Source organism: Bulleidia extructa W1219, assembly GCF_000177375.1.
GTDB classification, from domain to species: domain Bacteria; phylum Bacillota_I; class Bacilli_A; order Erysipelotrichales; family Erysipelotrichaceae; genus Bulleidia; species Bulleidia extructa.
The window spans coordinates 135387-149183 of record NZ_ADFR01000002.1; the positions used below are offsets into that span (position 1 = coordinate 135387).

Annotated in this window: 11 protein-coding genes; 1 reads left to right on the forward strand and 10 read right to left on the reverse strand. The window is 37.0% G+C overall.

Annotated features, from left to right (window positions below; translation table 11 throughout):
• Window positions 1-47: 47 nt before the first annotated feature.
• The 7 genes from HMPREF9013_RS01130 to HMPREF9013_RS01160 all read right to left on the reverse strand — a co-directional run bounded on the left by HMPREF9013_RS01130 (window position 48) and on the right by HMPREF9013_RS01160 (window position 8637).
• Window positions 48-848, reverse strand: a complete 801-nt coding sequence (locus HMPREF9013_RS01130; RefSeq protein WP_006626530.1) for an MBL fold metallo-hydrolase — start codon at window positions 846-848, stop codon at window positions 48-50.
• A complete protein-coding gene (locus tag HMPREF9013_RS01135; protein WP_006626531.1) occupies window positions 845-2335 on the reverse strand; it encodes a M23 family metallopeptidase in 1491 nt (496 codons plus the stop codon). The genes HMPREF9013_RS01130 and HMPREF9013_RS01135 overlap by 4 nt, the downstream gene beginning before the upstream one ends.
• Window positions 2335-3699, reverse strand: a complete 1365-nt coding sequence (gene dnaB / locus HMPREF9013_RS01140; protein ID WP_006626532.1) for a replicative DNA helicase — start codon at window positions 3697-3699, stop codon at window positions 2335-2337. Before dnaB ends, HMPREF9013_RS01135 begins: the two co-directional genes overlap by 1 nt.
• Window positions 3699-4145 carry a 50S ribosomal protein L9 gene (gene rplI / locus HMPREF9013_RS01145; RefSeq protein ID WP_006626533.1) on the reverse strand — a complete coding sequence of 149 codons (447 nt, stop codon included), beginning with the start codon at window positions 4143-4145 and terminating at the stop codon, window positions 3699-3701. Before rplI ends, dnaB begins: the two co-directional genes overlap by 1 nt.
• Window positions 4117-6096 (reverse strand): GGDEF domain-containing protein, encoded by a 1980-nt coding sequence (locus tag HMPREF9013_RS01150; RefSeq protein ID WP_006626534.1) that lies wholly within the window; start codon window positions 6094-6096, stop codon window positions 4117-4119. The genes rplI and HMPREF9013_RS01150 overlap by 29 nt, the downstream gene beginning before the upstream one ends.
• A gap of 5 nt (window positions 6097-6101) precedes the next feature.
• Complete coding sequence (locus tag HMPREF9013_RS01155) at window positions 6102-6980, reverse strand: DUF2232 domain-containing protein (protein WP_198002108.1); 879 nt, start codon at window positions 6978-6980, stop codon at window positions 6102-6104.
• A 478-nt stretch (window positions 6981-7458) separates the two neighbouring features.
• Window positions 7459-8637: a CapA family protein gene (locus HMPREF9013_RS01160; RefSeq protein WP_006626536.1), complete on the reverse strand. Its 1179-nt coding sequence runs from the start codon at window positions 8635-8637 to the stop codon at window positions 7459-7461.
• Window positions 8638-8701: 64 nt separating this feature from the next.
• On the opposite strand from HMPREF9013_RS01160, the gene HMPREF9013_RS01165 reads away from it, so the two are divergent.
• Window positions 8702-9988 carry a methionine gamma-lyase family protein gene (locus tag HMPREF9013_RS01165; RefSeq protein WP_006626537.1) on the forward strand — a complete coding sequence of 429 codons (1287 nt, stop codon included), beginning with the start codon at window positions 8702-8704 and terminating at the stop codon, window positions 9986-9988.
• A gap of 28 nt (window positions 9989-10016) precedes the next feature.
• Here HMPREF9013_RS01165 and HMPREF9013_RS01170 read toward each other — a convergent pair whose 3' ends face one another.
• From HMPREF9013_RS01170 to HMPREF9013_RS01180, 3 genes are read right to left on the reverse strand one after another with little or no spacing between them, the layout of a single operon-like run.
• The gene (locus HMPREF9013_RS01170) at window positions 10017-11357 is read right to left on the reverse strand and encodes an MATE family efflux transporter (protein WP_006626538.1); all 1341 of its coding nucleotides are present in this window, start codon (window positions 11355-11357) and stop codon (window positions 10017-10019) included.
• Between the two features lie 32 nt (window positions 11358-11389).
• On the reverse strand, window positions 11390-12583 hold the full coding sequence (locus HMPREF9013_RS01175; RefSeq protein WP_083793751.1) for an MFS transporter: 1194 nt from the start codon (window positions 12581-12583) through the stop codon (window positions 11390-11392).
• Complete coding sequence (locus HMPREF9013_RS01180; protein WP_006626540.1) at window positions 12576-13766, reverse strand: coenzyme F420-0:L-glutamate ligase; 1191 nt, start codon at window positions 13764-13766, stop codon at window positions 12576-12578. The genes HMPREF9013_RS01175 and HMPREF9013_RS01180 overlap by 8 nt, the downstream gene beginning before the upstream one ends.
• Window positions 13767-13797: the final 31 nt, after the last annotated feature.

Genomic DNA, 13797 nt, shown 5'->3' on the forward strand with positions numbered 1-13797 from the left:
CACATACCATTATTCTGATACCACTATGATTTGAAAACAGTTACCAGCTAAGAATGAGATTCCATATCCACAACAGACCAATCATTACCAAAGTCCATTTCTCCAGCCTTTTCCCCTTTTTTTAAAGCGCAAAATTGTTTTGCTACTGCTACTTTGATCGAACCGTTTAATCTCATTTTCTTTAAAGCCTGAACCGTACAATTTAAAGCTAATTTCGGTGTATTAGCCTCTTGAGATAAATGTGCTAACCAAATATACTTAGTATTTTCCGTCACGATTTTTTCTAAAATAGCCGCACAATCTTCGTTATTTAAATGACCTTCATCGTCCAAGATTCTTCGTTTTAAATAAAGGGGGCGATTGGTATTCATCAACATCTCCACATCATGATTGCTTTCAATAATCACATAATCCATTCCCCTTAAATAAGAAATGTATTTTTCATTTAAATAACCTGTATCTGTCATATATAACAAACGTTCCACACCATTATCAAAGACATATCCAACGGTTTTTCCAGCATCATGTGACAAGCCAATCGGCATGATCTGAAGTGTTTCAATCGTAAACGCTTTATCTGCCTCGATTAGGAAAACATCGACTCCTTCTAATTCCACAGGAGAATAGATAGGATAGTCTTTAAAAGCAGTTACGGCTGCAATGTGATCACCATGATTATGAGTAATTAAAACCGCATCTAACTCTCTTTCATCTACCCCAAAATCGTGAAGACCCGCTAAAATCCTTTTTTTAGAAGAGCCACAGTCCACTAAAATATGAGTGGTACCATCTTCCAGATAAAAGCTGTTTCCTTTCGAGCCTGAACAAATCAATGTATATTTCATCATTTCAAATACCCCGTACAATCCATCAACCCGTTACAAGCATTCATCAATTTACCTGTTTTCTTTTGACGAATAGAAAAACCCACATGTGGGTGACTTGCCTTTCCACTCATTCCGATCCAGCCAATCACATTTCCTTTTTTCACAATTGAGCCTAATTCACCCTTCGCTTTTTCTTTCAGATGACTATATACAGTTTCATAACCATTATGATGATCAATGATGATATAGTTCCCTAACGTATCATTCTTCCCTATTTCCGCAATAGTTCCATCATCACTAGCATAAACCTGAGCCCACCGTTGATAGGCATTGATAAAATCCAATCCTTCATGCCCGGCATAACAAGCCCACTTGCAACTGATTTTAGGATTTTTAACAGGAGCTATATAGCTACCCGTTCCAATAGCCAGTTCATTTTTATTACCAACTGCAATCAAAGCATTTTTAGCTTCTTCTATGACCCTATGACTCTTTTTTTTACCACTGACTAAGATACCATTCACCCATTTTTCTTCGTATAAGACATTCTGAAAACCATTCTTCCCTGCTTGAAGTTGTTTCCATTCTCCCTTTTTCAATTGATTATCTTGAACATATTCAGTCCGAAAAGGAATTTCTTCTTTCTTTAAAACTTCTTTATAAACCACCACCTCCAAAGGTGAGCGAAAATATTGTACATTCCATACTTGTCCCTCGGAAATAGCTTTTACATTAGCATTTAGACGCTTCAACTGTTCAACACTCAAACCACCATTTAACGTGCCAATACCATCCAACTGATCCCCCTCTTTCGCCACATACGTGTTCCTCTTCTCTAAATCACCATATTCTAAGAAACGAAGAACTTCTTCTTCACTACTTTTGATTTCTTTTGGCAAAGCATAGGCAGTTTCTATTTTAGTGTTTTCCGGAAAAGAAACAGAACGAATTTTTGTGCCATAATCTTTAAATTGACTGGTTGGCTTTTTTAAAGAAGCTAAGTTATCTTCACTTACAAAATAATGTAAAAAACGTTGATAGGCTTTTTGATATAGATCTTCCGAAGCCACGTAGATCCTTGTATATTCCTTCCCTTCCTTCAAAAAGCGAACAGCTTTAGTTTTCAAGGTATAAGCTTCATTTTTTTCTAAATACGCAAATATTTTTTCATCTTGATTCTCTATCTTCTCAAAGCCTTTTTGTTTCAAAAGATAAAACCCATTTCCTAAAGAGCAATGGCTATTCGGGTATTTTTTCTTATAATTATTTTCATAGATTTTTTTAAGATGTTGTTCATAGGCTTCTTGAGAAGAAATAAAACCAATAAATTGATCACGATAGTATAAAGCCAAATGATTTTTTGGAAATAAGAAAAGGGACTCCACTTTCTGATTAAACATACCCACGAGTCTTTCTCTTGATAAATGCAAGGAATCAGGGGATTGACTACAGAATGTGATGCCAATAGCCAACCATAAAGCTACCAACAAATGAGCCCATTTTTTCATTAGTGACTACCTCTCCAATCCACCGAACTAACCGCATTGGTGTTACCTGTAAAGGCTAATTTAACCGTCCCTGTTTCACCATTACGATGCTTTGCAATGATCACTTCCAGTTCATCCGCTTTTCCATCTTCTTCCGGCCTTTTTTCCGCTCCTTCACCTGCTCGATCATAGTAAGCTTGGCGATATAACATCATAACAATATCCGCATCCTGTTCAATTGCCCCTGACTCACGCAAATCTGCCAGCATAGGTCGCTTATTTTCACGCTTTTCCACTTCACGAGATAATTGAGATAAAGCCATCACCGGAACTTCCAACTCTCTGGCAAGACCTTTTAAAGCTCGTGAAATTTCCGAAACTTCTTGTTGACGATTTTCACCTTGTCTACGATCTGTCGATAACAGCTGAATATAGTCTACCACTACCAGACTAAGACCATGTTGTTTTTTAATTTCACGACACTTTTGATACATATCCCGTACTTTTCGATTAGGAGCATCATCAATAAAAATCTTGTTTTTCATCTTAAAGTCATTCATGACTTCATACAATAAATTCCATTCATCATTATTTAAATTTCTAGGAGATTTTAATTTATTAGATTGAATACCTGATTCAGCACTTAAAATACGTCTTCCCAAGTCCACATTTCCCATTTCCAAAGAAAACATCACCACAGCACCATCGTTATGATTCGCCACATTCTTTAAAACATTTAATGCAAACGCTGTTTTCCCCATCGCCGGACGAGCAGCCACAACAATCAAATCCCCTTTTTGTAAACCATGGGTAATGCGATCTAAATCCGCATAGGCTGTTTTATAACCTGTCACATCGGTTTTTAATTCTGCATTCCGTTTCAATTCATTTTTTAACTCATCCATAGTTTGAATCATATCTTTAAAGCCACCGGCTTCCCTTGAACGGGCAATGCGCAAAATATATTCTTCCGCCTCTGAAAGATATTCCCCCAAATCAGAGACACCTTCATAGCCCTTTTCCGCAATAGCTTCACTGGCTTGAATCATTTCTCTTTGGATTCGTTTTTCCTTTAAGGTAGGAACAAATTGTTCAGGCTTATTATATGAAATGGCGGATTCTTGCAGTTCTAATAAATAATGAAAGCCGCCCACTAAATCTAATAATTTCTCATCTTCCAAGGCTGATTGAACCGAAGGGATCTCACTTGGAATTCCTTTTTCTCTTAGTTTCTTTAAAATACGAAACACATACTGATGTCTTTCTTCAAAAAAATCTTGTTCCTCTAAACTATCTAATACTTGATGATTCCCTTCCGGATATAACAAAATAGTTCCTAAAAAGCTTTTTTCAATATCAGGAACGGTTGGTAATTTTCTAGCCATCAGTTCGTTCCTAACACTTTCACGGAAATTGTACCAATCACACCCTTAAAGATTTCCAGACGAACTTTCGTTGTGCCTAAGCTTTGAATGGGGTGTGTATCTAAAATAACATGTTTATCAAAGTGATATCCCAGCCTTCTTAACTCCGTCATGATTTGCTTGGTAGAGACAGAGCCAAACATGCGACCGCTTTCTCCTGATTTCACATGAAAGGTTAAGACCAATTGATCCAATTCTTTAGCGGTTTCCTCCGCCTTAGCTTTACTGAGTTCATATTCCTTTTTCGCTTCTTCTTTTTGTTCGGAAAGAATTTCACGAGAGATTTTCGTTTCCATAACCGCTAAACCACGAGCTACTAAAAAATTACGTCCATACCCATCAGAGACCTCTACTACTTCTCCTTTTTTGCCCACTTTTTTAACGTCCTGTTTCAAGATCACTCTCATTTCTATTTCCTCCTTCTTGTTGAATTTGTTGAATCAATTGTGTTTTTAAGTCCTCAATGCTTAAATCATTCCTTTGAACAGCCGCAGCACTCAAATGACCGCCGCCACCCAGTTTTTCCATGATTCTTTGCACATTGACATTTCCATTACTTCGAGCACTAATACAACTTAATCCTTGTTCATCATTGGCAATCACAAAAGCCGCTTCGCTGCCTTGAACGCTTAATATTTGGTCTGCAATCTGTGACATCATAGAACGAGAAATACGCTTCTGACTCACCAAAGCAATGACAATTCCCCCCTCATACCGCTCAGCATTCGACATCACTTGATTTTTTAGTTGAAACTCTTCATAAGTTTCTTTCAAATACCCATACGCCACCTGTGGATCTCCTCCATAGCTTCGAATGATGCTGGCCGCATCGTATGTACGAGATCCCGTTCTCACACGCCATTGTCGCGTATCAATAATCATACCGGCCATCATAAAGGACGCATCCAAAGGACTAATATCTGCCTTAGGAGCCACATACGGGATCATTTCCGAAACCAATTCATTCGCACTGGAGGCCGCTGCTTCAATATACATCAAAATTGGTTTAACCCCCATTTCACTACTACGGCGATGATGATCGATGATGACCACTTTCTTGGCCTGTTCTTCTACCTTAGAACCATTGGATTGTTGCACATTATGGTGATCCACCATAATCACCAAGGTTTCTTCGCGAAGTTCATTTAAAGCTTCATTTTCCGAAATAAAATGAATACCCTCTTCTTCAAATTCAGAAAGGTGTTGTTCTAAAGCAGCTGATACCTTTTCTTCCAAACCGCCTGTTTTTGCAATAATAGACGTATCTTTTCCTAAAGACATGGTCATCTTCGCTACCGCTAAAGCCGATCCAATACAATCAAAATCCGCATCTTTATGCCCTGCTACAATCACATTAGAACTATTCAGAATCAAATCTCGAAGAGCATGTGAAATCACCCGAACACGAACACGAGATCGTTTCTCTGTCGCCTCAGAAGAGCCGCCGAAGAATTGCACTTCTTCCCCTTTGGTTTGAATGGCCACCTGATCTCCCCCACGAGTTTGAGCTAAATCCAATAACTTCGTCACCATTTCATCCAACTCTAAGAAATTACTGGTGCCTTTCGCAAAAGCCATGGATAGCGTAATGGACACATCAACCGCATTCGCTGCCTTTCGAATGGTTCTGAGAATAGAAAACTTATCTTCTACCAATTCTTCATAAATTTTTTCATTTAAGACCATTAAATATCGATTATTGCTCAAACGACGTAAAAACATCTTATGTTCTTGGGCATACACGTTCAATGGTGTACGGATACTAGCATTAATGAAAGCTATATCCCCCTCATCTGCATATAAGGTACTTTCTTCGTAGTTATCAAAATGAGCGATAGCAATTACAATTTTTTCTTGTTTTAATTGATCCTTTAATTGGTTTAGATCCGTGACATCTTTAAAAAAGATAATGGGTTCCTCTTCTTGTCTGGTTAACTCATAAACTCTTCCATCTAAACTGACATAGCTAATATCTGCTGCCCCACTCAATAAATCATTGGCTTCCGGAATCCAACTCAGCAGTTTATAACCGATACGATCAATCCCTAAATCTTTGAATAAATCGGACATTTGAATGACGACATAGTTTTCATCATAAACGACCATCCCTAATTTTGCTAAGCGATATCCATCCATCGCCGATTTTCCTAAAACACGTTCAATCGTTGTTGTCTCTTCTAAAGCACTTTTTTCCAAATAATCAAAACACCACACTAAAAGAACCACCTCAACAACAATCACCAATATCATCGGCCAAATCGTCATTTTAAAGACAGTTCCTAAGGCAATCGTTACAATCAGTTCAAACCCTATGACAATCGCTGCCATTCGTTGTATTTGTGATAACTTTTCTTTCATAATTCTTATCCTCTAATTTTTGGATAGAAGATGGAAATCATCCCTATCAATAAAACTACATAGTACAAAATAAGCGATACAATCAATACTAATAAAGCAGACACCATTTTAGGAAAACCAAGGTGCATCAACCACGCAATCAAACATAAACAACCCCAAAACATTAAATAAACCAGACCAACTAAGCCAATGGTTAACCCCAACATCTGCAAAATTTCTTGTGACAGCGGACGACGCATTAAATAGATAAAAAGAATGACAGCAGCGGTTGATAAATAACCATACAAAGACCTAGGCTTTTGGTTACCAAAACGTTCTAAAACAGGACTTTGAATCTTTAAGCGATCCAATAGAACTTGAGATAACAAGCACGTACTTAATGCTTGTAACATTCCTAATAAGATAGAACTCAAATACACTAAATTCTTCAAAACAGATGGTTGATACATTTTCACGATATTTGGAAATAAATCCGTCATTTCTTTGACTTGAGAATCCAAATTGACACCAAATACCTTTAAAGAAATTGTAAAATCAATTAATTGCACAAGCACCCCAAAAATCACCATTTTCCAAAGAATTTGTTTGAAATTCTGACCATGATTCGCTAAATAACCATAGAAAAAACCGATGATTTCTTGGGCTGATACCAAAAATAGAGATAACGGGTTAACTAATACAATATTCAGAAAAAAGGCAGCAACTAAAACCATCAAGCCTATCTTTCCTCCATGTTTCCTTGTATAAACAGCCATTGGTAATGGCATCACAAACGCAAACACAGACGATAAACTGCCCGCTAATTGACGATCCACTAGGAGAAACACTCCCATCATCGCTAAAATCATGGCTCCTTCTGTTATTTGTAAGGTTGTTTTTTTCATTGAATTCATTGTAACACAATGTCGAAAACAAGGAAAAATAGGAAAGTCAAAATATACTTCTCCATAGTGAAAATAATGGTTGATTTCCACCAAAATATCCCTTATTTCTTACACTTATTGATTATTCTTTGATGATATCTCCATGAGATCTGTTTCATATGGTTCATAACTCTTTCATATCAGGAAACTCTTTTTGTAAATCTTTAACTAATAATTTTACAAAGGTATCTTTCCATGAATGTGATTTCTGATGTTTACGATATATTCTTCCAAAAGGCTACTACAAATCTAATAGCTCATCACTGACCTTTATGACTGTTTTTAGTTGACTACTTCTTATTTTCTCTTTTAACTCTGATCATCGATTTTGATGATCTACATGTCCCTTTTCATCTTTGCGTAGTCGATTTTCTATCATGATACAAGTTTCTAAGTCATAACCATCTATTTAGAGACCACTCAAAAGAATCCTTTAAAGCTAGAGCTGCTCAATTAAATAATTTTTAATATCTTCTAAATAACTTTTTTTCCATTGCCCATTTTCCGCTTCTTTTGCTAAGGGATATATAATCCGAAAATCCAAGCCTTCGCCCTCCACACGACCACTCCTTTTTTCTGCTAAAAAGTTTTCTTCCCATTGTTTCTCACTTGCCTGCCTAAATTCTTCCGGCTTTTGATAGATCAATTGACGTTTATAAGCAGACACCATCATTTTAGCTGCCAATGGTTTTAATAATTCATACTGATCAGAAGGAACATGTTGGAAAATCACCGGCAATGGGCAAGCTTCAATGTGCTCTACATCTCGATTAATTTTAATCCCCATGGCATCCCAGACAAATTCCGTTTCTGTGAACTTAATTTTCACCAATTCTCCTATATCCGTATGAAATTGACTGCGTTGATAATCCGTATCAAAAATAAAATTTCCAAGGGAATAAAAAATAATCTTATCTTTTACGATTTCATAATTCATCGGTACATGCGGATGATGGGCGACGATCACATCAGCTCCCATTTCTAAATAACGCAAATATCGATCTCGAGTATACGGAGAAGGTAATGAAGTAAACTCTTCTCCTCCATGAACCACCAACACACACCATTGACAATTTTTCTTGATGGTTTCAATACTTTCTTGAATCAATTCCATTTCATTCCAGAGATAACAACCGGCTTGATTCTTACTTGCCGGTTTACACCCTCTACGATAGCCCACGCTAAAGATACCAATACCGCCGGCTTCCTCTAAGTAAACGGGTCTTCTAGCTTGCTCCAAATTCATGCCAGCTCCTATGGTTTGAACTTGATGCTCGCGTGCCAAATTCAAAGTATTTTCAACTCCTTTTTCACCCGCATCCATCATATGATTATTACAAAGATTCCAAATATCCGCCTTCATTTGTTCAAGTACTTGAATGGCTAAAGGATTCATCGTATGTTTCAATTCTTGATGATTTTCTTGTTGTTCAATCAAGGCCCCTTCCACATTCACAATCACATGATCTCCCTCATGCAAAAAATCCATTACCTCTTGAGCAATTAAATGTGGATCTTCCCATTTATGATCCATGTATTTATCAAAACCAATATCCCCGGTGAATACCAATGTACTACTCGTCTTCATCATGACCTCTTCAATTCTTTCTATCATCATAGCACGTATTCTATTTCTCTTAATGGAGTATAATGATAAACGTGTCAAAAGGAGACTACTCATAATGATTCAAAACCAAGTCAAACCTGAGCTATTAACACTTGCTCAACAGTCCGAACTGGATTTAAAAGAAATTTACGAGCAGATTGATGAAGTTTGCCTTTATAATTCTGACCGTATTCTTTCCGCTTTCATTGAAAACAATGTTTCTTATTCCGATTTTGCGGATATCAATGGTTATGGTAACTACGATGAAGGTCGGCATAAATTAGAACACATTTTCGCCACTGTTCTAGGTTGTGAAGATGCCCTTGTTCGCCCTCAAATCATGTCAGGAACCAACGCCTTATATCTAACCTTCTCCGCTCTTTTAAAATATGGAGATACGATGATTTCCTTAACCGGTACCCCTTATGACTCCCTACAAGAAACGATTGGTCTAAGCGGTCATTCCAGTCAATCTTTAAAAGCTAATGGTGTCCTTTACGAACAAATCGACTTAATTAACAGTGAATTTGATGAAGAAAAAATCATTAAACGCTTACAGAAAAAAGATGTCCGGTTAGTAGAAATTCAACGTTCCAGAGGCTATGCTTCTCGTAATTCTCTTTGTTTAAATAAAATAGCCCAGTTGATTCAAAAGATTCGTAACATCAATCAAGAAGTCATCATCATGGTCGATAATTGTTATGGAGAACTGGTAGAGAAACAAGAACCGGGGCATATCGGAGCCGATGTCGTCGTTGGTTCTTTAATGAAAAACTTAGGTGGTGGCATTGCCTCGACTGGAGGTTATATAGCTGGTAAAAAAGAGCTTATTCAAAGCATTTCAGATCGTTTGACCGCTCCCGGTATAGGAAAAGAACTGGGGGCTAACTTTAATACACATAACACTTTCTTTAAAGGCATTTTTATGGCTCCCAATGCAGTCCGTAGTGCTTTGAAAACCCAAGTGTTTACAGCTTATATGCTCGAAAAACTGCATTATAAAAATGTTTCACCTAAGTATAATGATGTCAGAACCGATATCATTCAAACCGTTGAATTAGAAACAGAAGAAAACTTGATTAATTTCACGCAAGGAATCCAAGAAACGTCCCCCATTGACTCTTATGTAAAGGTTTTGCCGGCACCTATGCCCGGTTATCCCTTTGATGAAGTGATGGCTTGTGGATCTTTTACACAGGGAAGTACCATCGAATTAAGTGCAGATGCTCCTGTCATTCCACCTTATGTGCTTTATCTTCAAGGTGGTTTATCTTTAGAATATGGTAAATTATCCATTTTATTAGCTTTATCAAAATTACATGAATCATCCTCTAAAAATCATGAAAAAAGCACTACTTTATAAAAGATAGTGTTTTTTATATCTGCTTTTTTTACCAGAGAGATTTTTCTCTTTGTTCAGTATCCAATAATTTTTTTTGATAAGATTTTCGTACCAAGCAATAACTAATCAAAACTGTTCCTAATTCCGCCGATAAAAACGATAACCAAACGCCATCTACACCAATCAATTTTGGCAAAATCAACGCAAATAAACAAATTAATGCCGTCCCTCTTAACATGGAAATCACAAAAGATTCTTTTGCTAAACCAATAGCACTATAATAACCGGCTTGAACCACATTAATCACCGCTAAAAAGAATCCTATAAAATACAACCGTGTTCCTCTTTGTGCTAATTGAGCTAAAGCCAAAGACCCTTCTTCATTAAACACCGCCACCAATTCTTCCGTAAACATAAACGTAATCCCCACTAAAACAGCGGTTAATGAAAGCCCAAACAATAATGAATATTGATAAACTTTTTGGCTTTCTTCTTTTTTCCCTGATCCAAAATAATGAGAAGCTAATGGCTGTAACCCTTGTGCAATTCCATTATAGATAGCGATAATCACCAAGGCACAATTGGCCACAATCCCATACGCCGCTACTGTAATATTTCCCCCAAGACCTAATAATACAAAATTAAACACCATGGTTGTCATTCCCGAAGCCATTTCACCAATAAAAACCACCAACCCCAAAGACATGGAACGAAATAATTTTGAAATTGATGGTCGACGCCATATCCAATATAAATGATTTTCTTTTCGCCAAAAATGAAGTGAACAGATACTCATGGAAACCATTGGTGCAATAGCGGTCGCAAGTGCAGCCCCCAGCATTCCTAGCCTCATTGGAAACATCAACCACCAGTCCATCACAATATTAAACAAACCTGAAAATAATGTAGCGACCATTGCCAGTTTCGGATTATGATCATTCCTGATAAAAGCCACAAAACAACTATTAACCATCGTAAACGGAGATAAAATCATCGCTGTCCGCATATATGGTATACCAACCTGTAATAAAACAGCATCTGCACCTAAAAATCGCAAAATTGGTTCTGTAAAAAAACCAAATATCAAAGCAAACAACAAACTAAGGCACAGATTCCACATAATCGCATTAGAAAAATAAAAATCAATATCTTTTGACCCTCTTGCCTTTTGCAAAGAATAGCGAGTAGCTGACCCAATACCAATCATCCCACCAACTCCATAAGTGATGGAATATAAAGGTAAAACCAAGTTTAAAGCCGCAATACCATTCGATCCTTCCGCTTTCGCAATGAAAAAAGTATCGGCTAAAATATAAAGCGATGTACCCATCACCGCCAACATGCTCGGTAATAAATAATGTGCCAATTCTCCCACTATTTTTTTCTTCATATCATTATCTTAGCAAAAAAAATTCTAAGCTACTATTCTTGTGGAATCTTGATTTTTTGAACCATGACACAAACCAATGTAGCACCCGATGCACATGTTATCCAACAAAACATCAAAAAGAAAGAAACTCCAAAATGATCTAAAAAATAACCACCTGTGATATTACTGATAACTCCTGCTATCAACATCATCATGGTAAATAAAGCTTGACCTTTAACCGCCTCCTTTTCACTCATAATTTCTATCGTGTAATTCACCATGGCCGGATAGAAAATCGCATAGCCAATCATCTGCAAAGATTGCGATACATATAACATCCAAACACCCTTTGCAAAACAAAAAATGCTAAATTTCAATACAAAACCCATCATTGAAAACACCAACATTTTCTTAGAACCAAATTGTTTTTGAAGACGACTATAGAAAATCATGGAAGGCACTTCTACGATAGCCATTAAGGCAAACAAAAAGCCCATATCCGTCTCTGTTCCACCGATCGGTTGAATCATTTGAAATAAGAATGCTCCTAAAGCATTCACATGATAAAAAACCAACATCACTCCGAGGTTTAATAATAAAAAAGTTCTATTATTTCGTACAAAGGTGCTTAAAGAAATTTCTTCCATTTCTTCTTTGTAAAAAGAGAGATTCGGTTCTTTTTTCATAAGTTGATGACACATAAAATTAGAAGCCATCAATAAAATTAAACAAATCAAAGAAGCCATTAAAATGGATTGATTCCCATAAATCATCACTATTGAACCTAACAATCCCGTAACCAATGCAAACCCAACCGAACCGGCCGATCGACATAAACCAAAATTAATAGCATACCCTTTTTTCAAAAAACGTTGATTTAAAGCATTGATAAATGGTTGAAATACCCCATGCGCGGCTAAAGCTAACACAAACAAACTAAATACCCAAAAGGTATGTCCCTTTGCCCAAAACAAAGCCAATAACGCAACCAACAGAAAAAGACCGATACCGGTAATAATATCGGTTAATTTCACTTTTTCGGATCGATCTGCCCAATTGGCCAAACCCGGTTGAATAAAAACAGCCAACAAATTCGCGATACTGACACATAATCCAATTTCAGAATTAGAAAACCCTTGTGCCAATAAATACACCGACACAAAGGAGCCGATTCCTGCATAAATCATGGAATAACTTCCCTGGATTCCGGCGTAAACAGCTGTTATTTTTTGTTTCATGTTATTCATTGGTGTAATTATCGAAATAGCCTTGAATATGAACAATTGGGGTTCCTTTATCACCCGATCCAGAAGTTAAATCGCACAAAGAACCGATCAAATCCGTCAACCTCCTCGGTGTAGTTCCCTCTGTTTCCATCTTGCCGACTAAATTTGTGTCTTTTTCTTTAATACGATCTGAAATAGCATTTTTCAACGCTTCTCCAGTTAGTCCCTTGAAATCATTATCCGCTAAATACTTCAGTTTTAATTCATTTGGTGTTCCATCTAACCCTTCTGTAAAAGCTGGCGAAACTACCGGGTCGGCTAATTCCCAAATCTGACCCACCGGATCTTTAAATGCGCCATCTCCATAGACCATTACTTCCACATGCTTCCCTGTCTTTTCTAAGAAATTCTTTTGAATTTTCTGAACTAAATCTTGGCATTCATTCGGAAATAATTTCACACTACTTTCTGTACTTTTATTTGAACCCAATAGACCATATTTTGCATTAAAACCACTGCCATTCACCGAAGTAGTTAAAATATCGGATAATGAACAAACCGTTGCTTTGGCTTCTTCCAAAATTCTTTTCGTTCTTCTACGAGTATGAATATCACAATTGATCACTTTATCCGTATACTTCAAGATTTCTTTAGCCTGATTTGCAAACACAAATTCCACCTCTGCCCCCGCTGATTGAACCACTTCTTTATAATAATCCACATAATCAATACCGGTAAATGGATGCTTATTTTCGCCAAATAAGGCTCGATATTCCTCTAAGCTCAAAACCGTTTGATAAGGGTCAATATGATGCTCATCTAATTGCTCTTCTGTTAATAACTGATTTCCCACTTCATCTCTTGGGAAAGATAACATCAATATGATTTTTTTTGCGGCCAGGGAAATACCTTTTAAACAAGTCGAAAAACGATTTCTAGATAAAATAGGGAAAATAACTCCTATGGTTTCAGTCCCTAATTTATTCCGAACATCCTGACCAATCGCTTCAATATCGGCATAATTTCCTTGGCTTCTGGCTACAATTGACTCTGTGATTGCAACCACATCTCGATCACGAATATCAAATTTTTCACTTTCCGCCGCTTCTAAAACAGAATCCACCACAATCTTGACTAAATCATCCCCTTGACGAATGATAGGACAACGAATCCCCCTTGAAACAGTTCCAACTTTTCTTTCCATACCTTTTTCTCCTATGACACTCTTAGTGTAC

Coding starts and splice junctions, on each gene's coding strand:
- HMPREF9013_RS01130 (WP_006626530.1), bottom strand. CDS start 848: ATGATGAAATATACATTGATTTGTTCAGGCTCGAAAGGAAACAGCTTT.
- HMPREF9013_RS01135 (WP_006626531.1), bottom strand. CDS start 2,335: ATGAAAAAATGGGCTCATTTGTTGGTAGCTTTATGGTTGGCTATTGGC.
- dnaB (WP_006626532.1), bottom strand. CDS start 3,699: ATGGCTAGAAAATTACCAACCGTTCCTGATATTGAAAAAAGCTTTTTA.
- rplI (WP_006626533.1), bottom strand. CDS start 4,145: ATGAGAGTGATCTTGAAACAGGACGTTAAAAAAGTGGGCAAAAAAGGA.
- HMPREF9013_RS01150 (WP_006626534.1), bottom strand. CDS start 6,096: ATGAAAGAAAAGTTATCACAAATACAACGAATGGCAGCGATTGTCATA.
- HMPREF9013_RS01155 (WP_198002108.1), bottom strand. CDS start 6,980: ATGAAAAAAACAACCTTACAAATAACAGAAGGAGCCATGATTTTAGCG.
- HMPREF9013_RS01160 (WP_006626536.1), bottom strand. CDS start 8,637: ATGATGATAGAAAGAATTGAAGAGGTCATGATGAAGACGAGTAGTACA.
- HMPREF9013_RS01165 (WP_006626537.1), top strand. CDS start 8,702: ATGATTCAAAACCAAGTCAAACCTGAGCTATTAACACTTGCTCAACAG.
- HMPREF9013_RS01170 (WP_006626538.1), bottom strand. CDS start 11,357: ATGAAGAAAAAAATAGTGGGAGAATTGGCACATTATTTATTACCGAGC.
- HMPREF9013_RS01175 (WP_083793751.1), bottom strand. CDS start 12,583: ATGAATAACATGAAACAAAAAATAACAGCTGTTTACGCCGGAATCCAG.
- HMPREF9013_RS01180 (WP_006626540.1), bottom strand. CDS start 13,766: ATGGAAAGAAAAGTTGGAACTGTTTCAAGGGGGATTCGTTGTCCTATC.